Here is a 23,801-nt window from a genome sequence, read left to right on the forward strand (position 1 = left end):
CCGTTCGTCCGTTTAGGGTAAATATGTGATTTTATCAGTCATTGGTGTTCTCTGTTTGACAGCAGGCACTTCCGAAGGATACCCTACGGCAAGCACCGCAATAACATCCTGCTCTTCAGGAACGCTTAGCACCTCACGGCCCTTGGCTGTACCGCCGAGTGACGACCAGAACACGCCAGCTCCTGCCTCATGGGCTGCCAGCATGAAATTCTGGATAAAGCAGGACACGGCCATGATGTTCTCTTCACGTTCCATTGTGGTAGCGGCAGATTTGGATAAGACTCCAATCAGCACCGGAGCGCCGCCAAAATCAGTCTTATGGTTCATCGCTGCACGGGTCTGCGGCCCAATGAACAACAGCTCCCACGGCTCATTCATCCGGTGGTTCGGAGCATAGCTGGCAGCCTCCAGCCAAGTATTCAGCTCCTCCTCTTTGATCGGGTCCGGCCGGAAGGCTTTGATCGTTCTTCTCGTTTGAATAGTATCGATGATAGTCATAGGTAGTCCACTCCTTCTGTTGTATTTGTATCCACATGGTAATAAGCATATCTCTTTAGCACGTTAAATTACAATACTTTATAAGTAGATTGGAACATTATGTATATGGTGTTAATGATTTTTTATGCTGAAAGTGAATTGGCTCCTGGGCAAAAACAGCCTTACCCATCTGTCCACTTTTAGCGGCATCCGGTACACGCACGCTGATGCCAGCCCATTGTGTTTGTTTTTCGCCTTCTGCCCTCTCACGAGCGCATTGTAATCGGTTTTTCGATTACATTTGACCATCCGCCCCCTAACCAGCGCAATGTAATCGGTTTTTCGATTACATCTGGCCATCTGCCATCTCACGAGCACATTGTAATCGGTTTTTCGATTACATTTGCCCATCCGCCCCCTAACCAGCGCAATGTAATCGGTTTTTCGATTACATCTGGCCATCTGCCATCTCACGAGCACATTGTAATCGGTTTTTCGATTACATTTGCCCATCCGCCCTCTAACCAGCGCAATGTAATCGGTTTTTCGATTACATCTGGCCATCTGCCATCTCACGAGCACATTGTAATCGGTTTTCCGCATACATTGTGCCTTCACCGGTAGCGTCAAGAAGTTTGTGTAAAAGAGTAGAAGTGCCTCCCCCGGGTTACGGGTTGGGATGTAGTGTTTCTGGGGGAAGGGGGAACCCCGACCCCCAGAAACTGGATTTCTCTGTTACGCCTCTTCCGGTGTGGGCAAAGAGGGGTAGCGTGTTTCGAATAGCACTTTTAGCTTCTTTTTAACGGCATCCACTCCAAAGCCTTGGGCGACCCGCCCTGCATGACGTTCATTGTATTCCAGCATCTCCAGGTACACGATTTTCTCTGCGGCATCCATGTTTGTCAGACTGTTCATCGGTTTCAGACGCTTGCGGATTTCCTTGTTCATCCGCTCGATGGGGTTCGACGTGTAGATCGCTTTACGGATCGACAGCGGATAGTTGTAGAACGTCAGGAGTGTGGATAACTGTTCCTCCCAGGACCTCATTTCCTTCGGATACAGCTTGTTCCACTTCGCTTTGACCGTATCAAAGTTAGCCCGGGCTACCACTTCATCCGGTGCCGTATATATGGTTTTCAACGCCTCCATGACATCGGTTTTGTGCTCCAACCGGATTTTATGGAACGTGGCCCGCACTTTGTGCACTACGCAATGCTGTACATCCGCCTGAGGATAGGTCTCTTTAAACGCCGCATCCAGCCCCGGCAGTCCGTCAAACACACCCAGCAGGACTTCCTGCGCTCCGCGGTCGTACAGGTCTTTGAGTACCTCCCGCCAGCCATTCGAACTCTCTTGGCCACCCACGTAGAACCCGAGAATTTGACGCTGTCCCTCCTCGTCAATTCCCATCGCAAAGTAGACCACTTCACCACGAACCGTGCCCCGTTTCAGCTTCACGTACAGCCCATCTAAATAGATCACAGAGTACCGTTTGCTCAGTGGCCGCTTTTGCCACTGGTGGATATCGTCCAGCACTGTAGCCGTAATATTGCTGACCGTGGTGGGGGAGTAGTGGCTGCCAAACATACTTTCAATGAACCGGGCCACATCCCGCGTACCCATGCCCGATTTATACATTTGGATGACGGCCTCTTCTAACCATCCGTCCCGCCGCTGGTACGGCTCAAACATCTGCGTCTGGAAAAGGCTTTGGCGGTCCCGGGGCACCTGAAGATCCTCGATATGGCCATATTTCGTGTGTAAGTCTCGCGTATAGTAGCCATTGCGACTATTGCTGGCGCCGGCTTCTTCACTCTCCATAAACCCCTGGATTTCGGCGCGCAACAGGCGTTCCATGTTGTCTTTCACAAAATCTTTAACAAGTTTTTCAAATAGATTATTCAGAGAACTTTCGGGTAAAATATTCATTGGTAGGGTTCCTCCTTGGTGGTTTCGCAATCCCGAGGATACCCTACTTTTTTGGTGCCTGACTAGGCTCCAAATCTTGGTACACAACTTACTTTACGCCATCCCTTCACCTACTCGCAGGAGCAAAAACAGCCCAGCAAACTCCGCCTTAGCGGAGCTTCCTGAGCTGTTCTTTTGGAGGAGTTGATCTGTTCATATGTTCATCTGTACTCCGTGCATCCGTTCATCCTAAGCCTGCTCCAGCGCATATTTCCTCATCGTCTGCTGCTTGAAATCATCCCAGGCCGGTGTGGACAGACGGGCTTGCTGCATCAGAGGTTCAAAGGCTTGATAGAGCGCTGCAATCTCGCTGAATGAGCCATCAATCAGCTTCATGAAGGGCAGCTTTTGGACCAGTCTCAACCCTTGGGCGAGCAGTGCCGGGTGCTTCTTCGCCCCGTTAACCAGAGAGGCGGGGTTAACGGGTAAGCCCAGCGTGGAGAGCACGCGGAACCCTTCATCCATTACAGCAACTGCCTGTTTCCAGCGGGCGGAGTCTTTGCTTGCTTTTGCCAAATCAAAATCATAGAGATAAATGACCGACATAACCGGAATAATTGAAACAATGTGACTCAGGAGCCAGGCGTTAATATCCAGCGAATAATCCAGCTTATACTTCGTCTTATGGAAGGCTTCTGCAAGCTTCGTCTTGAACGGAACCTCACCCTCCAGACTGCCCAGTACCATCTTGCCGCCACCGCTTACAACGATCACACGCCCGTCTTCCTCACGCGTCCCGCCGTTTATCTGGAAGCCAAACGCAATATTCTGCGGAATCCGGCTATTCTCCTTGAAGAACTGCTGCATCCCGCGGGTATCCCCGTTATTGCCGACAAGCACAATATTCGTACTTCCGTTGTCCGCCAGAGCCGGCAGCACCGCCGGGAAGTCATTGTATTTCATCACTACGAAGATCAGGTCATAGACATCATCCCTCCGCAGCTCGGATATCACCTTCACCTGATCTACAGTCGTTTTGCGCTGAAAATAATGCCGGAGGACCAGTCCGTCCTTCTGCAATTGGCCCGCCCGCTTCGTTCTGGCCAGCATCGTAACCTCATTCCCGCCCCGCACCAGCACATGTGCCAGATAACTGCCTATCACCCCTGCACCCATCACTAATATTCGCATCCAGTATCCCCTCTCCGCTTCAAACAGTTGTATTGAAATGAACATCTGTTCATTAGGTTAGCAGCGGGGACCCTACTAGCGCAATTGCCAATGGTGCCAAGGATGTCAATTACTGAACAAACCCGTGTAAATTGTACATTACCCGTATCGCTCCTATGCCGCAGAGCCGCTTCATTCCGTGATCTGCGTATGAACGGCCACGATCAGCATATCCATATGCCGGGCATGCCGCAGCAGATATTGGACGAAGCTCGTTATGAACAGGCTGCGCAGGAAGGGTCTGCGGGACTGGCCGATAATCACCTGCGTAGTCTGCATATCATTCATCCGCTGGAGCAGATGCCTGTAGAGATGCTTGCGGCTTCCCGCCTCCGTAATGTCCATTACCCCGCCCAGCCGTTCGGTCAGAGCCCTCAGCGTATCCAGCCGCTTCTGCTCCTCCGCTGTCTTCATGCGGGCACAGTGTACGTAATGTACATGCCACTCCGCCTTCAGGCGGTGTGCAATGCGGAAGCCGCGGCGGACCAGCCGTTCAGCCTGTGGTCCCGTGTCTACACAGACGAAGATCACTTCCCGTCTGCTCCACGGCCCGCGTAAGGCAGGCTCACGCTCCCAGGCCTCCAGCCGCTCATCCACATCATCGGCAATCTCGCGCAGGGCCAATTCACGCAGCGCGATCAGATTGCCGATTCTGAAAAAAGACTCCAGCGCCTGATTAACCTTCTCCTGCGCATAGATCTTCCCTTCCCGCATCCGCTGCTGCAGCATCTGCGGAGTCACATCAATCAGCTCCACCTCACTCGCCATCCGCAGGATGGCATCCGGCACCGTCTCGCGCACACGCACACCGGTTAACTGCTCCACCGCATCGTTCAGGCTCTCCAGATGCTGTACATTAACCGTGGTAATGACAGAGATCCCGTTCTCCAGCAGCTTGATCACATCCTCATACCGCTTCTTGGTGAGGCTGCCGGGGACATTGGTGTGGGCCAGCTCATCCACCAGCACCACCTCGGGATGGCGGGCGATAATAGCCGCTGTATCCATCTCCGTAAGCTCGGTGGACGAGTAGGCAATCCGCGCTCTAGGAATCATCGTTAACTTGCCCACCTGCTTGCCGGTTTCCTCTCTCCCATGGGTCTCCAGCAGTCCGATAACCACATCGATGCCCCTACCCAGCAGCAGATTGCCTTCCTGGAGCATCTTGTAGGTTTTGCCTACGCCGGGGGCTGCGCCGATGTACACCTTGAAGGTGCCCCGGCGGATATCCTCGATCCGCCGCTCCAGCTCCCGGCCGGTCAGCCGGTGGAACGGTTCCGCCGCCATCTTCACGGCGGGACGGACCGGCAGAACCCGCTCTCCCTCCTGCTCGGCACGGTCAGCCATCAGGAACACATCAATATTACGCGTCCGCCGCAGGACACGGCTGGCAATGGAACCCTGCCACTTCTCCTGCCAGCGGCTTTTCTGCGAATGCCCCATCACAATTCGGGTGACATTGTTCTGAATGGCATAGCGCACAAGCATGGTAGGCAGCATCCGCAGACGCAGCAGCTCCAGCTCCTCGAACCGGGCCTGAATCCGTTCAGTCAGCTTGCGGATGGAGCGCTTGAATACCTGCTGATCCTTGGTCAGCGGATGGCCGCGCAGGAGGAAGGTAACGATAAGCAGGTCTCCGTTCAGCCGTTTGGCAATCTGCTGTCCTCTTCTAATATAGAGGGAACCATTCCAGTGATACTGCGCGGATACCAGAATACGCTCTGTCGCGCCTGATGGGCCGATCAGTCCCTCGGCCTCGCGGTGCTTTTCCAGGGAATCATTGACCCCTTCCGCCATCAGCCGCAGCGACACCTCACGGAGAACGCCAAGGTTACCCCTGAGGGACAGTGCCGGATGCGCACCTTCTCCAAGCACCCCCTCCTCCAGCCGCTTGAGAATCGTCTCCGGCGACACATCGATCAGCCGTACCTCATCGGCGAGCTCCAGTGTATTGAGCGGCACGGTGCACTCCGCACGGATGCCGGTCATTTCATAGATCTGCTCGCCCACTCCGGCCAGCTCATAGACATTAATAGTCGTAATTACGCTGATGCCCTGATCCATCAGATAACGGATGTCCGCAAGCCTGGTCGGGAAGCGGGCCTCCGGACGGTTGCGGTGGGCCAGACCATCGACCAGCAGCACCTCAGGATTGCGCTCCACCAGCGCTTCAAGCGGCAGATCCTTCTCCTCCTTGCCGTCCTTCAGCCAGTGGATACTGGGCACGCGCTCCAGATCGCCAAGCTGCTGAACCGTCTCCGCACGGCCCATAGTGGAGACGGCACTGATCACCACATCAATTCCCTGTTGCTTCAGCAGCTTGCCTTCCTCCAGCATATGATAGGTTTTGCCGGAGCCGCTGACCGAGCCGATGATGATTTTCAGCCGCCCCCGCTGGAGCTGGTAGATAGAATATAGAATCTCCTCAGGAGACTTGCGTTTGTAGGGCGCCACGGACTCACCTTCTTTCTATTCGCACAACTCACAACTGGAGGAAGCAGTCTATATGAACTCAGCTTACTTCGCTACCTCTGTCAGTGCCAGATTCAGCTTCAGCACATTCACCCGTTTCTCTCCGAAAAGGCCCAGATCACGCCCTTCGGTATGCTCTTTCACCAGCGCCTCAAGGGTATCTGCCGGAATGCCGGTCAGCTTGCTGATCCGGGGAACCTGCACGAGCGCCGCAGCCGGAGAAATATGCGGATCAAGACCCGATCCGGAATTCGTAATCAGATCCACAGGGAGCTGACTTACAGGGACGCCGGGATTGTCCAGCTTCCACTGGGCAATCGAATCCTTCGTGCGCTGAAGCATATCAGGATTTGACGGCCCGTAGTTATTCGAGCCCGAAGCTTCGGCCTTGTACCCGATACTGGACACACGGCTCTGGAACATTGCCTGGTTCGTGAAGCTCTGCCCGATCAGCGCAGAACCGACGACCTTCCCGGAAGCGTCCTTCAGCAGGCTGCCGTTCGCCTGGGCAGGCATCAGCACCTGGGCAAGCGCGGTGGAAGCCAGCGGATAGATCATTCCGCAGAGAATAATGAATACGATGCTTAACCTCACTGTAGTAAAGACAAAAGCTGCTGGTGAAGCGGAGACCTGCTCTCCGGTTGTCTCATGTGTAGATTGTGTCATGATGATTACGCCCTCCTTGTATATTCAATCGTCTGCCGGACCCCTAGATCCATATACTGACGAGCATATCAATCAGCTTGATGCCGGCGAATGGAACAGCGACTCCGCCCAGACCATAGATGACAATGTTGCGCGTCAGTAGTCTGGTCGAACTCATCGGCTTATAGGAGACCCCGCGCATAGCGAGCGGAATCAGCAGCGGGATGATAATCGCGTTGAAGATCAGCGCCGAAATAATAGCGGAGCTTGGGGACCCTAGACCCATGATGTTCAGGGCTTCCATCTCAGGAATTGCGAGCGTGAACATCGCCGGAATGATGGCGAAATACTTGGCAATATCGTTAGCGATGCTGAAGGTGGTCAGCGCCCCGCGCGTCATAAGGAGCTGCTTCCCGATGGCTACAACCTCGATGATCTTGGACGGATCAGAATCCAGATCCACCATATTGGCCGCTTCCTTGGCAGCAGTTGTCCCGCTGTTCATCGCCAGCCCCACATCGGCCTGGGCCAGCGCGGGAGCGTCGTTCGTTCCATCCCCGGTCATGGCGACCAGCTTGCCCTCGTTCTGCTCCCGGCGGATCACCGCAATTTTATCCTCCGGAGTACTCTCAGCTATAAAATCATCGACCCCGGCTTCACGGGCAATCGTGGCGGCGGTCAGCGGGTTATCCCCGGTACACATAATCGTCTTGATCCCCATGCTGCGCAGCTCGTCGAAGCGCTCCTTCATCCCGGGCTTAACGGTATCTTTCAGATAGATTAGCCCGAAGATCCGGTTATCTACAGCAACCGCGAGCGGAGTGCCGCCCAGCCGGGCGATAGCATCCGAGTTGCTGTCCAGATCGGTCGGTACGGCACCGCCTTGCGACAGCACCCACTTCTTCACGGAGTCGACCGCTCCCTTGCGCACAGAGCGTCCGTCCCGCAGATCCATCCCGCTCATCCGGGTCTCTGCCTTGAACTCAATGAACTCCCCGCCGTCCGCGAGGCTGCTGTCATACTGAAGCTCCAGCTTCTTCGCCAGCTCCAGGACAGAGCGTCCTTCGGGCGTCTCATCCTTCAGTGAGCTGACCGCCGCCCAGGCCGCCAGCTCGGCTACAGTTACTTCGCCTACCGCTACGAACTCACTGGCCATCCGGTTGCCGAAGGTAATCGTCCCCGTCTTATCCAGAATCATCGTGTTGATATCCCCGGCAGCTTCCACCGCCTTCCCGGACATCGCCAGGACGTTGAACTGCGTCACCCGGTCCATTCCCGCAATCCCGATGGCCGACAGCAGCCCGCCGATGGTGGTCGGAATCAGGCAGACGAGCAGTGCAATCATGACCGGAATCTCCAGCTTCACCCCGATATAATCCGCGATGGGACGCAGGGTGACGACGACAATCAGGAAAATAATCGTGAGGCTGATCAGCAGCGTGTTCAGAGCAATCTCATTCGGTGTCTTCTGGCGCTTCGCCCCTTCGACCAGCGAGATCATCCGGTCCAGGAACGATTCCCCCGGATCACTGGTGATCCGCACCTTGATCTGGTCGCTGACTACCCGGGTACCGCCGGTCACGGAGCCGAAGTCGCCTCCGGCTTCCTTAATGACCGGAGCCGACTCCCCGGTGATGGCCGATTCGTCCACAGAAGCCAGCCCCTCGGTCACTTCCCCGTCGCCGGGAATCAGTTCGCCCTGGCTGACGACCACGATATCGCCTTTGCGCAGCTCAGAGGCCGGCACCTGCTTGACCACTGATCCCGTCAGCTTATTGGCGGTGATGTCCTGCTTGGTTTTTTTGAGCGAATCGGCTTGTGCCTTGCCCCGGCCCTCCGCCAGCGCTTCTGCGAAGTTAGCAAACAGCACGGTAAACAGCAGGATGAAGAACACGGTAATATTGAAGCCTACCGCATGCTCCGCATGGAAATACCCCGGCGCCAGCACCATAAGCAATACGATAACCGTCCCTACCTCCACGACGAACATGACCGGATTCTTCATTAGCGTCACCGGGTTCAGCTTCACCAGACTATCCTTGGCAGCACTTAGCAGGATGGGACCCGTCAGCAGCTTCTTTCTGTGTATAGTACTCATTCTCTTCTCTCCCTCTCCCTACCGTAAAGTCAAATATTCTGCAACCGGACCGAGGACAATCACCGGCAGGAAGGTCAGCGCGCCGATAATCAGCACCGTACCGATCAGAATACCAGTGAACAGCCCGTTATCCGTGCGGAAGGTTCCAATGGTCTCCGGCACCGGCTTCTTGCGCAGCAGGGAACCGGCAACCGCCAGCATGGCGATCATTGAGACATACCGGCCCAGCAGCATGACCACACCGGTGGTGATATTCCAGAAGGAGGTATTATCCGCCAGCCCTTCGAAGCCCGAGCCGTTATTCGCCGCAGACGATACGTATTCATACAGCACCTGGGTCATTCCATGGAAGCCGGGGTTGCTGATACTTCCTTTACCGAGCTCCGTCAGAAAAGCCCCCGCCGTCGGCACCAGAATAATCAGCGGATGAATCAGAATCGCGATGGCGATCAGCTTCATCTCCCGCGCTTCAATCTTGCGGCCCAGGAACTCCGGCGTCCGGCCCACCATCAGCCCGCAGAGGAACACGCCGAGGATCGCATACATGAGCATATTGATCAGCCCGACACCTTTGCCGCCGAACACGTTATTCAGCATCATGAGGGTCAGCGGGGTAATACTGCCAAGCGGCGTCAGCGTATCATGCATATTGTTCACACTGCCGGTGGTGGCCGCCGTTGTAACGGTGGTGAACAGCGCCGACTGTGCGATGCCGAACCGGACCTCTTTTCCCTCCATACTGCCCTGTGAAGCATCTATCCCCATGGCATTAATCGCCGGGTTGCCCGCCCTTTCCGCAGCGTAATTCACTCCCAGCAACACCACGAACAGCGTCATCATCGCGCCAAAAATCATCCAGCCCTGCCGCTTATTCCCGGCGAACTTCCCGTACATATACGGCAGAGATGCGGGCAGCAGCCACATGGAGAGGATCTCGAGCACATTGCTCAGCGGACCCGGATTCTCAAAAGGATGGGCCGAGTTTGCTCCGAAGAAGCCCCCGCCGTTCGTGCCGATGTGCTTAATGGACTCTAGGGAGGCCACCGGACCGATAGCAATCTGCTGGGTCTGCCCTTCAAGCGTGGTGACTTCCAGCGTAGGCTTCAGGGTCTGTGGCACATGAAGCGCTACAAGCGTCATTGTTACAAGCAGCGCCAGCGGAATGAAGATCCGGATATGCGCTTTGACGAAGTCCTCGAAGAAGTTCCCTACCGAGCGGCGGCCCGTAATCCCTCTGACAAAAGCAACCGCGACCGAGAAGCCGCTGGCCGCCGAGGTGAACATCAGCATCGTTATGACCGCCATCTGTGAGAAGTAGGACACGCCGCTCTCCCCGCTGTAATGCTGGAGGTTCGTATTAGTCATGAAGCTGATTACCGTATTGAAGGTGAGCGTCTCTTCCATATTGCCGATCCCGTTCGGGTTGAGCGGAAGCCCCTTTTGCAGCCGCAGAAAGAGATAACTGAATACCACCAATACAATGTTCGTTACAATGAAGCTGAGCGCATATTTCTTCCAGGACATCCCGCCCCGCTGCTTCAGCCCGATCAGACGATAAATCCCTTTCTCCGCTGCGCCGAATACCCGGTCTGTCCGGTTCGGTTCATTCGAGAATACATGATATAGATAAGTGCCCACCGGCTTCACCAGCAGTACGAGTATTAAGATGACGACTATAATCTGCACAATCCCCACGGATGGCCCTCCTAAGTAGTTAGAATTTTTCAGGATGAATCAAAGCATAGCCCAAATACAGAAACAGCAGCGCAGTAGCTGCGAGGACAACTGCCATTACTCCGTCCCCCCTTGCTCATCGGTCACACGGCTGCACCATTGTACAAACGCATAGAATACCGTGAATATCGCTGCCAGCATTGCCGTCATATACACATCCATCATCGTCTTTGCCACTCCTCACCTTATGGTAATCTCTCTCTCTTGTAACTTCCGGTCTAGCGTATCATTTCTCCCATTAGTTCAGGGTAAGGGTTTCCTCAGGCGCATTAAGATTGTATTAAGACTTCAGAAGGAATGGTAAATCTCTTCACCCAGCACCCTGTTGACCGCCCCGATAAAAGCACCATAACCCCCGTCCGTTTCCATCCGGTGCGGGAGCGCCCAGGCAAGGATCACTTCCGTCTCCTGACGATCGAACTCGAAGCTGGTCACAAGCAGCTCACTGACCTCACGGGCCGAAGCCCCGCAGGCAAACTGGTATGCCGCAGCGTACACCCCGCTATTCTCATAGGTCCACTCTTGCAGCAGATCGATCCGGTCATAATGCCGCTTGATCAGCACCAGCAGCGCCGTCAGCACCGTCACCCATCCGATATTTCTCATCCACACATCCATCTCCATGCCTTCTCTCCAGTATGTTAACTTCAGAATTCAGCGTACCACTCCCGCCATTAGTTCAGGATTAGGGTTTGGTTCTACAGATTAAGATTACGTTAAAATACCGCCGGAACGCCGCTCCAGCCGCGCTCGCACCAGCCGCCGGAAAGGCAAAAAAACCATGCCCGCACAGGCATGGTTAGGAACACTATGATACACTCTATACGGCTTCCGTAAGCCGTTTCAAATCACTCGGCTGTCGTCTCCCGCCTGCAGCATCCGGTAGCCCACACCGATATGGGTCTGGATCACCTTGGGCTGGGAAGGGCTGCGCTCAATCTTCTTGCGGAGCGTAGCCATGAACACACGGAGCGCCGGAATATCATACGTAGGACTGCCCCAGATTTCATGCAGGATATAATTATGGGTCAGGACCTTGCCGACATTCTTCGCCAGCAGACACAGCAGCTTATATTCAATCGGCGTCAGGTGGATCTCATCATTGTCCAGCCAGACACAGCCCGCAGCATAGTCAATCCGCAGATTTCCGTTCGCAAAAAAGGCCGAATCCTTCATCAGCTTCTCGCTGTCCCCCCGGATTCGCCGCAGACTGACCCGCAGCCGGGCGAGCAGCTCCTCCACGCTGAAGGGCTTGGTCAGATAATCATCGGCTCCGGCATCCAGCGCTTCGATCTTGTCGCGGTCCTCGCTGCGGGCACTGACCACGATGATCGGAAGGTTCGACCAGGCACGAATCTTCTTGATAATATCAACGCCGTCCATATCAGGCAGACCGAGATCCAGAATCATCAGATCCGGCTGACTGGATACCGCCTCCAGGATAGAAGCCTCCCCCGTCTCCGCCGTATGGTATTTATAGCCCTGAGTCTCCAGTGTTGTGGTAATCAGCTTGCGGATCGGCTTGTCATCTTCGACGACCAGAATCATGGGTTTATTCATGGACATTCACCTCCTCTGCCAGCAGGGTGAAGCGGAAGACCGTTCCCTGCGGTGCATGATCTTGTACTTCAATATGCCCGCCATGGGCATGAATAATTGATTTGCAGAGCGCAAGGCCCAGGCCCAGACCGCGCCTGCCATCTCCCCGCACATTGTCCGCCGTATAGAACATTTCGAACACCTTGGCCTTCGCTTCTGGGGATATTCCCGGCCCATCGTCAGCAACCTCGACCACTACAAGCCCCTTCTCCTGTCTGGCGGATAGGGTAATATGTGAACCCGACCCGCTGTACTTAATCGCATTATCCACCAGGTTGATGATCACCTGAATGATCAGCCGTGAATCCATCCGGGCCATCAGCAGTTCCTCTTCGAGCACCACCCGGATCACATGATCCTCCTTGTTGCGGTTCACATGCAGCAGCGCTTCCGCGATCACTTCCTCCAGCAGCTCCGCCTGAAAGTTCAAATGAAGCGCACCGTTATCAATCCGCGTAATCGACAGCAGATTCTCCACCAGATTGATCAGCCAGATCGAATCGTCATAAATATCGCTGTACAGCTCCTGCTTCTGCTCCTCGCTCAGCACCGCCGAATTGCCGATCAGGATACCCGCGTTACCGGATATACTCGTAAGCGGCGTGCGCAGATCATGCGAGATGCCGCGCAGCAGATTGGCGCGCAGCTGTTCCTGCCGGATTTGCAGGGAGCTTTCTTTTTGCAGCTCATTCAGCTTGTCTTTCTCCAGCGCGAGGGCGCATTCGCCTAGCATGGCAATCATCAGACTTGACTCGAATACTTCCAGCGGCTCTTCCTGCTGCATCACAATACCTGCCACCGCAAACACTGTATCACCACTCCTTACCGCATGATACAGACATTGGGCCGCCGAGAAGGTATCGGTAGACGCTCCGGCCCGTTTATTGTTCCTCAGCACCCATTCCGCTACCTCGCGTTCCGCTTCCAGCTTAGCCTTTTGAGCGTCAATCGTACTTCCATCCTTGTTGTACAGCAGCGGCTCCGAGAGCCCATCGTCCACAACCTCATAGATGATGATGCTCCGGTCCAGCAGCTTGAGCATTTGCAGCGCGGTCTCGCTCAGAATGGCGGGCGTGTCTTTGGCCTGCTGCAGCTTCCGGCTGGTCTCCAGGAGCACCTCGGTGCGGTAGGCTTTTTGCGCCGATTCTCTGGCCTGCTCCTTCACCCGCAACGTCAACGTACTGGTGATGAACGAGGCGGCCAGCATGACGAGGAAGGTCACCGGATACCCCGAGTCATAGGCCTGAAGCGAGAAATATGGCTCAGTGAAAAAATAGTTAAAGACCAGCACGCTCAAAATCGATGTCACCGCGCTGTACAGCCGTCCTTTTGTAACCATCGCATCCAATAGAACACCCAGAATATAGACGGTGATAATGTTCGCTTCACTGAAGCCGAGCACCTTGAACCACAACCCGATGATCGTGCAGACCAGCAGAATCCCCAGAGTTTTGCCCGTATCAGCCAGGGTGAGAAGCGGAGGTCTGGCATATTGCGGAATTTTGGATTGCAAGGCAGACTCTTGATCCGGGATGATATAGATGTCGATATTCGGGGCAGCAGCCGTCAGTTTATCTACGAAACCCGAACCGACGGACCAGCGGCTGCGATTCTGCGACCGGCCCAGGATGATTTTGGAGACCCGGCTGGTTTTGGCATATTCGGCGATCTGTGCCGGCACATCCTCCCCGTAGACAGTGGCAACCTGCGCATTAAGCTGTTCGGCCAGCCGCAGATTCTCCCGCAGCTCCGACTTGTTCCTTGCCGTTAACTCTTTCGTTCGAGAGGTCTCCACGTAGAGAGCAGTGAATTCCCCCTGTAAATCTTCGGCCATTCTCGCCGCTGTGCGGATAACCTTCTTGTTGGATATTGCCGACGACAGGCAGACCAAGATATGTTCTCTGCTGTACAAGTTGGCTTCCACTGCCCGTTCTCCTAACTTGCCCTCATAACGTTTGAATTGATCCGCCCTGTACCGTTGAGCCAATTCCCGCAAAGCGATCAGCTTCTGGGGAGTGTACAGATCACCGGCCTCCTGCCGGAGCTGCTCCGTGGAAAAGATTCGCCCCTCATGCAGACGCTTCAGCCAAATGTCCGGACTGATATCAATGAACTCGACCTGGTCCGCACGCTCGAACACACTGTCGGGAATACGCGCTGGCTCAGCCATTCCGGTCGTGGATGCTACAACATCGGTCATACTTTCCAGCTGTTCTATACTAACCGTAGTGTAGACATCTATTCCCGCGCGCAGCAGCTCCTCCATATCCTGAACCCGCCGCTTGTGGCGTACACCCGGAGCATTGATGTGGGCCAACTCATCCAGTAAAATCAAGTCCGGCCTCCTGCGGATCGCCTGGTCCAGATCGAATTCCCGCCGGATGGTCCCGTTTACAGGAATGTCCAGCGGCGGCAACAGCTCCAGTCCGTTAATAAGCTCCGCTATATCTGCTCTGTCATGGGCTTCAATGTAGCCCGCCAGCACCTGTTGGCCGTTCTTCTGCTCCACATGGGCAGCCTCCAGCATCGCCCGGGTCTTCCCTGCTCCCGGTACATATCCGAAGAATATTTTCAGCCGGCCGCGCCGTTTCTCTGCCGTAATCTGCCCTGTCATCCGAAGGTTTCCTTTCCTCTTATGAACCTCATGGTTCCATGGATTTCTCCCAGCCATTATACACTCTAGCGTCAGTATAGCATGTGCATAATGAGCATAGTATTATGGATTCGGCTGTGGCATTAAGATTGCATTAAGATGATCGACCATGCAGCAGCGCTGTATCACATTGCCCATACGCATTACTCCCCGCCGTAACCACTGTGCCATCCTTCTGTAGACCGAGCGTGTGGGTGCAGCCTGCCGCAATGGCAACAATATCCGTCCAGCCGCTTACCTCACATTGGCCGTAATCATTCCAGCCTGTAGCCGTCACCGTACCATCCCATTGAAGGCCTACCGTATGATGACTGCCAGCCGCGATGGCCTTAATCTTGCGCCAGCCGCCTACTTCACCTTGTCCGCGCTTATTCAGACCTGTAGCTTCTACTGTGCCGTCTGCTCTAAGACCGGTCGTATGAAGATAACCCGCTGCGATCATCGTCAGCTCCTGCCAGCCATTCACATTCCGCTGCCCATAGCGGTTGTTCCCCGCTGTAATAGCCGTACCATCGGCCTTGAGTCCAACTGTGTGCCAGTCTCCTGCGGTAACCGCAACGATATCCGACCAGCCACTGACTTCACATTGACCCTCGTTGTTTCTTCCCGCCGCAACCACCGTCCCGTCTGCCTTCAGCCCAACCGTACGCCGCCAGCCTGCCGCAACCGCAACGATATTGTACCAATCGCCCACGTTGCATTGATCATGCTTATTCCAGCCTGCAGCGATCACCGTTCCATCCGATCTTAGCCCTACTGTATGCGAATTCCCTGTATGAGCATTGCCCGCTGCAACCGCAATTATATTACGCCAGCCGCTTACCTCGCATTGCCCGTATGTATTTTCGCCGCAAGCCCGCGCGGTTCCGTCCGGCAAGAGCAGAACAGAATGGCGGTATCCCGCCGCGATGGCGGATAATGAGTCAGTATGCATATGGATGTTGCTCCTTTGGTTTCTTTTTCGCGTAAGGATCACATAATGGTATTGCTAGTATTGCAAAATATTTGTTACATTTCAACGCTCTTGTGAAGGGCATTCTCTATGGCCTTGAGATAGGCTTTGCTTGTAAGCGTGGCACCGCTGATGCTGTCTACCTGAAGCGATTGAGCCTGGATCACTCTGTCAAATAATTCATCTGCAGACACGGTAGACTGATTCTCCGCATGCTCCAGGAGCTGGATCGCTGTAACTTTGTGCGCCGTGACGGTAACTAGCACCTTATTCGCCCTCCATTTATACATTCCGCCAGCATATTCACCTGCAAACTCACCTGCATGCAGCTTGTTGAAGTTCACTTGATCAATCTCTACATTCCGCGCTTCACGGCGCTCTTTCTCTGTATAGAGCAAGGCCGCGCCTGAACCGATTAGTCCCACGAGAATCGCGGTTAGGCACAGCAGCAACAGGTTGCGTTTCCACTTCTTTTTCATGTTGACCCTCCTCTTAAACCCCTCGTCGTGAATGAATATATTTGTGTTCATTCATTATTAAGCGCGTTTAGCCATTCTTTTACCGATTCTGTCGAACAGATGCCCGGCCAAGCTCTTGACAGGACTGAGTGAGACCGGATAATAATACGCCGCTTCAAACCAGCCGTTAGCCCGGTAATGCCGGTAATCCTTCGACCGCTCATCCAGCATATGCTGAATACTGGTCCGGGACAGCCGGAACATCAGCAAGCGGAACAATGTGGGAGCCGGCGGTGCCGGACGCATCAGTCCTTTGTAGAAGCGGGCCGCAGACTTGCGGATTCTCACTGCATTTTTCTGCGCGGCTGCTGTGGTCACTGGCTCCATCGTACTAAGCACACACCCTTTGGTAACCTGGAAACCCAGATTCTCTCCCATACGGCTAAGATATTTGACAATCGCATTCCCGCCGTGAATCCCCTGATTGACGATCGACGTATAGGTCTTGCCGAAGAACTGGGGCCGATGGAACACATACGCCAGCCGGTCCAGCAGATTCTTCATCGATGCCGAGACATGGAACGCATAATTGGGAGTCGCCATAATCACACCGTCCGCACGCTCCAGTTTCTCGATCAGCACATCCCGGTCATCTTTGAGCGGACAATATTCTTCGCCCTTACTGAAACAGGTTTTGCAGCCCCGGCAGAACTTCAACCTATAGTCCTTGAGGAAAATGTATTCAAACTCAATCTCCCCGTAGGTTCGGAGCTGTGCTTCAAACTCACGGACCGCTCTGTACGTATTGTTCTTTTGCTGATTGCCGATGATTGCGATGACCTTCTTCATGATTGTCCCTCCAGAATAGAATACAAAATAGTGACTCCACTTGATACCTGAGCAGTTCATGAATGAATATTTTATAATTCATTCATAATGTATATTAACATAGATATGCGCTGTTGTCTGTACGGACACGGCTTGATTTTGAACGATTGGTGAAGAGCTTCCGGGCCAAAAGAAAGAAGCCACAAGCAGCAATCTGCTCATGGCCTCCTGATCCTTGTATTCTAAACGTTTTTCACCGCCACGAGCCTCTTGTGAAAGCTATGGACCCGTCATAGTCAACATATACATTTTTGATATTAGGATGACTCAAATAATCAGTCACAGTGTAAAACAGCGGAATAACTGCCATTTGATTCATGAGCAGCTGTTCGGCCGTGGCATAGATCTGCATACGCGTGCCGGGGTCGGCCGCCTGCCGGGCTTGCTGCATATAACGGTCATACGCTGTATTGCTCCACCCTGTATCATTGGAGACATTCTGTGAACTGAACAGCTCCAGCATCGAGGCCGGATCATTGAAATCAGCGCTCCATCCCGCTCTTGCTATAGCATAGTTCTGATGTATACGATTATCCAGCAGTTCCTCGAAGCTTTGGATTTCTACACTTGCTTCAATGCCTAAGTTCTTTTGCCAGTCCTTGATCACTTTACTTGCGATAACGTCATGATTGATATATTCATTCACAATAATAGTGAAGCTGGGGATCTTGGTGAGTCCCGCTTCTCTCATGCCTTCCTTCAGTAATTGCTTGGCCGCCGCCACATCCTCATGAAAGTACATCTTGTCCGACATCTCTGTGCGGAAATTCAACTGGGTCCCATGAATACTTGGCGGCACAAATCCAAACGCCGGATTGCCGTAACGCAAGGCTTCACGGTCAATCGCCATCGCCAATGCCTGGCGGATCTTCAGATTGTCAAACGGCGGCTTAGTCAGATTGAATTGATAAAAATAGTTGGAAGCATACGGCCCTTCATGCAGGTCGCGGTAAGATGCGCTATCTAAAGATGTATAATCCACTGATTCCACCCCTCCGCCTCCAACCCAGTCAACCTCCTTGTCCATATAAGCGACTGTCGGATTCTCAGGCAGCAGCAGACGTACCTCCGGCAGCTTAATTTCTTGGGCCGCATAATAAGCAGGGTTTTTAACTATAGAAATCTCATTATTCTTCCATGTCTTGAGCTTGAAGGGACCATTGGTTACCATAGACTTAAGGTCTGTTGCCCATTGGTTGTTGGCCTTCGCAGTCTTAGCGTACACCGGATAATAGATGCTCTCTGCGAGCAGTTGGATGAAATAGGAAGTTTTCTCCTTTAATGTGACCTGTAGTGTGGTGTTATTCAATGCCTTTACGCCGATTTTGGAGGTATCCTTCAGAAGTCCCTCGTTGTAGTTCTGCGCATTATTAATCATGTACATATTAAAAGCGTAGACATTCTTGGCTTCCGGAGCCAGCGCCCGCTTCCAGGCATACTCGAAGTCCGAGGCCAGCACCTGCTGCCCGTTGCTCCATTTCGCATCCCCGCGAAGCGCAAAGGTATACGTTCTGCCATCCTTCGAGAGGGTCCATGATTTTGCTATTGCCGGAACGGCCTGACCAGCCGCATTCAACCGGACCAGTCCTTCAAATAACCCTTTGAGAACTGTCACTGTGCTGTCATCCGCAGCTGCTGCCGGATCAAGCTGATCAGGAAGACTTCCCAGACCGATACGCAATACCTTATTAGCTTGTGCAGCAGATGAAGTACCTGCCCCTCCCGTGAGCGTTACACTCATCATTAAACCTACTGCCAAAATGATATAAAGCAACCTTTTCATCAACGTTTCCCCTTTGTAAAGTCATTATGTACTTAATGAATAGAATAACATGCAGAGATGCTGTAATGCTGTCGCAAAAAATCGAAAGCAAATATGAAATTACTATGAAAAGATTACACAAAAAGAGGAGCCACTTAGGCCCCTCCCCTGTCTATCTCTAGGCTACTGAATCAACAGCCCAAACCCGCTCTGAATATAATACAAGCTTGGATACGCAATATTGCTGGTCGTCAGGTTGTTGAAGGTCGCCGAGCCGTTGCCGGTATACGTGTAGATTGCCGCTCCCTTATGGGCGCCGGAGAATCGTGAAGTGGTTACTCCATCGAGACCGGTGCCGTTAATGTTAATGTTGTTAAATACGATACCTGAGAAGCCGCCGCCGTATCCGAATTGGATCGCATCGCGCTGGGTGTTGATGATGTCGATGTTGGTGAAGGTAACGTTCTTGATCGGGTCACTCGAAGCTTCGAGATCAATCGCACCGCGTTCACCGTCATACAAGTCACGGCTGGTGCCGCTGTTAATAATCGTCGTATCCGAGAAAATCATCCCCGTATTGCTGTTGAAATGCGCCCCCGGGAAGGTCGTATTCAGCCGGATACCGGAGCCGCCCACCGTGTCGATAATGTAGTTGTGATCCGCCTTGTGACCGCTGCCCCCGAAGATACCGATAGCGCCGGCCCGCCAGTTATTCTCAATCGTATTGTACGAAAAAGTGTTATTCACCCCATCCGGCGCCCCGAACGTATTGCTCGGCCAGACGGCCAGTCCGTCGTCCCCGTTATTGCGCACATTGGTATTGCGGACAGTAGAATTGCTGGTCCCTTGGGAGAAGTTGATGCCGTCCGCCAGATTGTTGCGGATGCGGCTGTTCTCTACAAGCAGATTGTTCGCAAAAATCGCCGGCGTCCGCGCATAATCCCCCACCCACATGCCACACTCAAAATGCTCAATCCATACGTCATGGATGACCGAATTGTTGCCGAAGTTATCCATCAGGCCTTTATAGATGGCATTCTGATTGTACCGGGATCTCAGATTCGAGTTCATATAGACATTGCTGAAATCCAGCTTGCCTTGAACGCGGAAGGAGATTCCTCCCCCGGCTACATTCGGATTGGTGAATTGCAGATTGGTGTGCCAATAACCTGCACCGGTGACCGTGAAGTTGTTGATCATGTTGCTGACCGAGCCAATGACCCACATGCTGCTCAGATTAAAAGTTCCAGCCGGAATATATAGAGATTTCCCGCTGGTGACGGCGGCTGTAACCGCACTGTTGAAGGCGGCCAGGTCGTCCTGTCCGTCTCCTGCCACTGCGCCGTAATCGGTGACCGACACTGAGTTGGCCGGACGGGCAATGGCTGCCGGTACAGGTTCAATCTCCAGGAAATCCACCCCGTATTCAAGGCTGTCTCCGTTGTTCTTCTGAATACGGATCGTGTCACCGGGCTGAAGTGGTGTATCCATCTTCCAATGAACTTCATCGAACCGGAATAGCGGACGTCCAGCACTTGGAGCATCACCAGGTTGGTCGCCGGAGAAGTACTGCCAGGAGTAATAGGAGGTGAGCGGAATGGTTTTGGCCTTGGTTCCATTCACGTATACGTCAAGCGCACCGGTAAGACCCATTCCGTCTGCCGAATCCGGCATCGTGAATCTCATGGTGACTCCGGCACCGCCTTGCCCCGCTCTCACTGTCCACTGTGCATAAGCTCCGTTAGACGGCAGGGCCACATAGTTCTGACCCGAAGCCTCGGAGGCAATCAGCGTCTGATCGAAATTCGGTGCGGATCTCAGCGCGGCCGAGCCTCCGCGGGTTGCGTCCTGTGTATCGTACCGGCTGTACGGAACACTTGCGCCGCGCAAAGCATATACAACCAGGTTCACAGTGTTCACATTATTGGCCTGCTTGGATGTCACCTCATTGGCATCTGCGGCAATGGTTGTAGTGACCGTATAATTGCCGTTCACTGCACTCCAGGTGCCAGGGAGAGACACCTCAACCGAAGCCCCGGCTGCGATTACGCCGGTGTAGGAGCCCATGAAGGTCTGCACGGTAGAGCCTGCGGCATTCTTCAAGGCTACAGTTATTCCATGGGCACCGCCTGCGGAAGCAAGATTGCCCTGATTTTTGAGACTGACGGTGAAGGCTACGTTACTCCCCGCAGCCGGTGTTCCCGGTGACCAGGAGGTCGTTCCGGTCAGGTCGGAGCTGGAGACAGGAGCAATGACCAGGGAAGCAGGATTAGTGTAGCTGTTGTTGCTTTCGTTCTGCTCAATAATCTGGCCCGCCTCATCTACCTTGGCACTGAGCGGATAAGTACCAGCTGTTAGCGTCCCTGCATTGTAGGAGACGGATGCCGAAGCTCCTGCTGCCAACGCCGCTACTGGAGCCGAACCCGCCAGTTCGTTGTTCAAGTAGAAATTGACAGTGGTGGCTGCCGCTGCGGCATTGCCAATGTTCTTCACTACAGCATTCAGAGTTACGTTGCCCGTCTCCACCGGAGAAGCAGGAGTCCAGCTCATACCAGTAATCGTCAGATCCGGGTTCGCTGCCGGTGTGCCGAATACCTGGAATTCAGCGATCTGTCCGGCCGGTGCACCGGAATTGGCGGCGATAGCAAGCTGAAGCCGCTTAACGGTTGCCGTCACGGGGATGGTCACCGTGTTGCCAGATGCCGGATTGAAGGTATAGTTCTGGGCGGCAACCAGATTGCTGAAGGTTGTTAAATTCTGATTGTGTCCCATTACTTGAATATTCTGCGTCCGGGTTGCCCATTCGACAGCCGGATTCAGCTTCAGCACAATGGAAGTGATATTATGATTGGCTCCAAGGTCAAGCGTAAGGGTGCTGGGATTCCCGCTGCCTTCCCAGTAAGTAGCCGTGTTGTTATCGTTGGCATTACCGGCAATGAAATTCTGTGTGTTGGAGGATGCACTGATCGCCTTACCAATGGCGATGTTACCTCCAGGGGACACCGTTGGTGTAGGCACCGGTGTTGCTGTCGGTGCTGGTGTTGGTGCGGAAGTTGGTGCCACCGTAGCTGTAGGGGCAGGGGTAGTTACCGGCGTTGGCGTTGGTGTAGGGGCAGTTGTTGGAGCTACTGTAGATGTAGGTACAGGTGTAGCAATGATTGCAGATGCTACCGTAATTAGATCCAAATTAACGTTGCCCGTATCCCCTGCATCGTATTTGTAAGCAATGCTATTACTGCCAGCATTCAGTGGGAGGGCTTCAGCCTTCGTGCTCCAAGTGTCCCAGTTCGCCAGGTTCGGCAAGGTGGTCTGGCGCTGCTTAACTCCGTTCACGTAGATACTGATCGTCTTGTCGCTTCCGCTTGCATTGGCATACTTCAGCGTAACGTTCCGTGTACCCGCCGCAGGTACATTGACCGAGAAAGTGGTAGCCGGACCTTGGGTCAGATAGTTGTCCACAAAGCCTGTGCCGGAGTATCCGGCATGGTCCGTGTTCACTTTTGCGCCCCCGGAGAGTGTAGCGTTTTCCGCTTCATAGGTACCTTCTGGAACAGGTGATGCAGTAGGTCCCGCTGTAGGGACAGAAGTTGGGATGCTTGCTCCGTAGATTTCAAGCTCGGACAATTGGCCCGCAGGCCAAGCAGTATTCGCACTGAACAATAGACGGACATAACGCGTGCTGGCAGCGGTGAAGCTCACCGTGACACTGTTGTTCCCCACCGTAGGGTTGAAGACATATGCGGCCGAAGCAACGATATCCGTGAAGGTAGAGCCGTTCGTACTTCCCTGAACAGCCAGTGTCTGCGTCCGCGCCTCCCAGATGACTGGTAACTTCAATACAAGCTGGTCAATACTGGTGAGCGCACCCAGATCGACCTGAATCCACCCTGGAAAAGCATCATTTGCGCTCTCCCAATACGTATTCTGATTACTGTCCTTAACGTTATCCGGCGTATAATTCTGGGATTGCCCGCTGGCGGTAATGGTTTTGTTAAGTGCAAGATTCGGTCCGCCCGCTGCCGACGAACGGGTAAGCGGTCCAGCCGCCATGAAGAGCGTGGAGATGAGCAGCGTAACTACAAGTGACCATGTAACGTACTTGTTGCGCATTCTATTCCTCCTTAATCTGATGTGGAACGACACACAGTGATATTCACAGCCCTCTAATGATAGCGATTACAACGATTACAAAATTGAAGAATAACTCTGCACACCCTCCCCTCTCTGCAATACACACTCATTATAGGTTTAATGCAGAGCACTCTTTAAGAGCTATTTCTACGGAAAAGATAGGTGATTCAATGAAACTGATCATTCAGCAGGATGGACAAGAAATTAAAATTTCATTAGGCACTGGGGGTGATCTATTTCATTTACCTGATATACACATAGAGGATAAAAAAAACCACAACACGGGCGGCTAGCTCGCATTGTGGCATTGTTGGTTGTATTGTGCGATCTTGTTAGTGGAGTTGAAAACAGTGAAGAGCTAATCTTTAGTATAAATTATCAAAGAAATCGTTAAAACTATTAGATAAAAAATACATGTTGTCCATTTCTTCATCTGACTCCATATCATGCATCCAGAAATATATTTTTCCAAAGTATTCCTTACTAACCCCTATACAAATCTCATTTCCTCCTGGATCGCTGCCGATTGAAATAAATCCTTCAGGTAATTCACCATCTAAAACCTCAAACACTTTTGCCAAGTTTCCTTTCATATCACCGATTCCGTAAAATTTATTTACTACACTTTCACCCTCTTCATCAGAAATCCTAAAAGTTGATGCTTCAGGATACCCTCCATTATATTTAAGTAAAAAATCAATATACTGCTCAGGAAGACTAAGAACATATTGACCTTCAAATTCACGACTTTCATTTATAGTTATTTTTTCGTTATTTCGGCCCATATTCGCCAT

At 53.1% G+C, this 23,801-nt stretch carries 17 protein-coding genes; all 17 read right to left on the reverse strand.

All coding sequences use genetic code 11. The annotated features are described in order from the left end of the window. Positions 1 to 12: 12 nt before the first annotated feature. The 17 genes from MHH78_RS20510 to MHH78_RS20585 all read right to left on the reverse strand — a co-directional run bounded on the left by MHH78_RS20510 (position 13) and on the right by MHH78_RS20585 (position 23,801). Positions 13 to 498, reverse strand: coding sequence for a nitroreductase family protein (locus MHH78_RS20510; protein ID WP_341168633.1), 486 nt, complete (start codon positions 496 to 498; stop codon positions 13 to 15). Positions 499 to 1,212: 714 nt separating this feature from the next. Further along, positions 1,213 to 2,406 carry an IS256 family transposase gene (locus MHH78_RS20515; protein ID WP_341166367.1) on the reverse strand — a complete coding sequence of 398 codons (1,194 nt, stop codon included), beginning with the start codon at positions 2,404 to 2,406 and terminating at the stop codon, positions 1,213 to 1,215. Between the two features lie 228 nt (positions 2,407 to 2,634). Beyond that, positions 2,635 to 3,576 (reverse strand): ketopantoate reductase family protein, encoded by a 942-nt coding sequence (locus MHH78_RS20520; RefSeq protein ID WP_341168634.1) that lies wholly within the window; start codon positions 3,574 to 3,576, stop codon positions 2,635 to 2,637. Between the two features lie 171 nt (positions 3,577 to 3,747). Then, a complete protein-coding gene (locus tag MHH78_RS20525; RefSeq protein WP_341168635.1) occupies positions 3,748 to 6,069 on the reverse strand; it encodes a universal stress protein in 2,322 nt (773 codons plus the stop codon). A gap of 63 nt (positions 6,070 to 6,132) precedes the next feature. Then, complete coding sequence (gene kdpC, locus MHH78_RS20530; RefSeq protein WP_209870564.1) at positions 6,133 to 6,753, reverse strand: potassium-transporting ATPase subunit KdpC; 621 nt, start codon at positions 6,751 to 6,753, stop codon at positions 6,133 to 6,135. Between the two features lie 43 nt (positions 6,754 to 6,796). Continuing rightward, positions 6,797 to 8,830 carry a potassium-transporting ATPase subunit KdpB gene (gene kdpB / locus MHH78_RS20535; RefSeq protein ID WP_341168636.1) on the reverse strand — a complete coding sequence of 678 codons (2,034 nt, stop codon included), beginning with the start codon at positions 8,828 to 8,830 and terminating at the stop codon, positions 6,797 to 6,799. A gap of 18 nt (positions 8,831 to 8,848) precedes the next feature. Further along, positions 8,849 to 10,525, reverse strand: a complete 1,677-nt coding sequence (kdpA, locus tag MHH78_RS20540; protein ID WP_341168637.1) for a potassium-transporting ATPase subunit KdpA — start codon at positions 10,523 to 10,525, stop codon at positions 8,849 to 8,851. Positions 10,526 to 10,544: 19 nt separating this feature from the next. Further along, the gene (locus MHH78_RS33965) at positions 10,545 to 10,622 is read right to left on the reverse strand and encodes a potassium-transporting ATPase subunit F (protein ID WP_076154139.1); all 78 of its coding nucleotides are present in this window, start codon (positions 10,620 to 10,622) and stop codon (positions 10,545 to 10,547) included. A gap of 230 nt (positions 10,623 to 10,852) precedes the next feature. Beyond that, positions 10,853 to 11,188, reverse strand: a complete 336-nt coding sequence (locus MHH78_RS20545; protein WP_341168638.1) for a hypothetical protein — start codon at positions 11,186 to 11,188, stop codon at positions 10,853 to 10,855. Positions 11,189 to 11,407: 219 nt separating this feature from the next. Further along, entirely contained in the window at positions 11,408 to 12,124 is a 717-nt protein-coding gene (locus MHH78_RS20550; RefSeq protein ID WP_076075684.1) for a response regulator, read from the reverse strand. After that, positions 12,117 to 14,777, reverse strand: a complete 2,661-nt coding sequence (locus MHH78_RS20555) for a sensor histidine kinase KdpD (RefSeq protein WP_341168639.1) — start codon at positions 14,775 to 14,777, stop codon at positions 12,117 to 12,119. Before MHH78_RS20555 ends, MHH78_RS20550 begins: the two co-directional genes overlap by 8 nt. Before the next feature lie 133 nt (positions 14,778 to 14,910). Beyond that, positions 14,911 to 15,750 carry an RCC1 domain-containing protein gene (locus MHH78_RS20560; protein ID WP_341168640.1) on the reverse strand — a complete coding sequence of 280 codons (840 nt, stop codon included), beginning with the start codon at positions 15,748 to 15,750 and terminating at the stop codon, positions 14,911 to 14,913. Positions 15,751 to 15,824: 74 nt separating this feature from the next. Further along, positions 15,825 to 16,247 carry an FMN-binding protein gene (locus MHH78_RS20565; RefSeq protein ID WP_076075709.1) on the reverse strand — a complete coding sequence of 141 codons (423 nt, stop codon included), beginning with the start codon at positions 16,245 to 16,247 and terminating at the stop codon, positions 15,825 to 15,827. A gap of 57 nt (positions 16,248 to 16,304) precedes the next feature. Next, positions 16,305 to 17,075 carry a flavodoxin family protein gene (locus MHH78_RS20570; protein WP_341168641.1) on the reverse strand — a complete coding sequence of 257 codons (771 nt, stop codon included), beginning with the start codon at positions 17,073 to 17,075 and terminating at the stop codon, positions 16,305 to 16,307. Between the two features lie 232 nt (positions 17,076 to 17,307). Beyond that, a complete protein-coding gene (locus MHH78_RS20575) occupies positions 17,308 to 18,897 on the reverse strand; it encodes a peptide ABC transporter substrate-binding protein (protein ID WP_341168642.1) in 1,590 nt (529 codons plus the stop codon). Between the two features lie 162 nt (positions 18,898 to 19,059). Continuing rightward, positions 19,060 to 22,986, reverse strand: coding sequence for a discoidin domain-containing protein (locus MHH78_RS20580; RefSeq protein ID WP_341168643.1), 3,927 nt, complete (start codon positions 22,984 to 22,986; stop codon positions 19,060 to 19,062). Between the two features lie 386 nt (positions 22,987 to 23,372). After that, the gene (locus MHH78_RS20585; RefSeq protein ID WP_341168644.1) at positions 23,373 to 23,801 is read right to left on the reverse strand and encodes an SMI1/KNR4 family protein; all 429 of its coding nucleotides are present in this window, start codon (positions 23,799 to 23,801) and stop codon (positions 23,373 to 23,375) included.

Source organism: Paenibacillus sp. FSL H3-0333 (genome assembly GCF_038002805.1).
Classification (GTDB): Bacteria; Bacillota; Bacilli; order Paenibacillales; family Paenibacillaceae; genus Paenibacillus_AQ; species Paenibacillus_AQ silagei.

Coding starts and splice junctions, on each gene's coding strand:
- MHH78_RS20510 (WP_341168633.1), bottom strand. CDS start 498: ATGACTATCATCGATACTATTCAAACGAGAAGAACGATCAAAGCCTTC.
- MHH78_RS20515 (WP_341166367.1), bottom strand. CDS start 2,406: ATGAATATTTTACCCGAAAGTTCTCTGAATAATCTATTTGAAAAACTT.
- MHH78_RS20520 (WP_341168634.1), bottom strand. CDS start 3,576: ATGCGAATATTAGTGATGGGTGCAGGGGTGATAGGCAGTTATCTGGCA.
- kdpC (WP_209870564.1), bottom strand. CDS start 6,753: ATGACACAATCTACACATGAGACAACCGGAGAGCAGGTCTCCGCTTCA.
- kdpB (WP_341168636.1), bottom strand. CDS start 8,830: ATGAGTACTATACACAGAAAGAAGCTGCTGACGGGTCCCATCCTGCTA.
- MHH78_RS33965 (WP_076154139.1), bottom strand. CDS start 10,622: ATGGCAGTTGTCCTCGCAGCTACTGCGCTGCTGTTTCTGTATTTGGGC.
- MHH78_RS20545 (WP_341168638.1), bottom strand. CDS start 11,188: ATGGAGATGGATGTGTGGATGAGAAATATCGGATGGGTGACGGTGCTG.
- MHH78_RS20550 (WP_076075684.1), bottom strand. CDS start 12,124: ATGAATAAACCCATGATTCTGGTCGTCGAAGATGACAAGCCGATCCGC.
- MHH78_RS20555 (WP_341168639.1), bottom strand. CDS start 14,777: ATGACAGGGCAGATTACGGCAGAGAAACGGCGCGGCCGGCTGAAAATA.
- MHH78_RS20560 (WP_341168640.1), bottom strand. CDS start 15,750: ATGCATACTGACTCATTATCCGCCATCGCGGCGGGATACCGCCATTCT.
- MHH78_RS20565 (WP_076075709.1), bottom strand. CDS start 16,247: ATGAAAAAGAAGTGGAAACGCAACCTGTTGCTGCTGTGCCTAACCGCG.
- MHH78_RS20570 (WP_341168641.1), bottom strand. CDS start 17,075: ATGAAGAAGGTCATCGCAATCATCGGCAATCAGCAAAAGAACAATACG.
- MHH78_RS20575 (WP_341168642.1), bottom strand. CDS start 18,897: ATGAAAAGGTTGCTTTATATCATTTTGGCAGTAGGTTTAATGATGAGT.
- MHH78_RS20580 (WP_341168643.1), bottom strand. CDS start 22,986: ATGCGCAACAAGTACGTTACATGGTCACTTGTAGTTACGCTGCTCATC.
- MHH78_RS20585 (WP_341168644.1), bottom strand. CDS start 23,801: ATGGCGAATATGGGCCGAAATAACGAAAAAATAACTATAAATGAAAGT.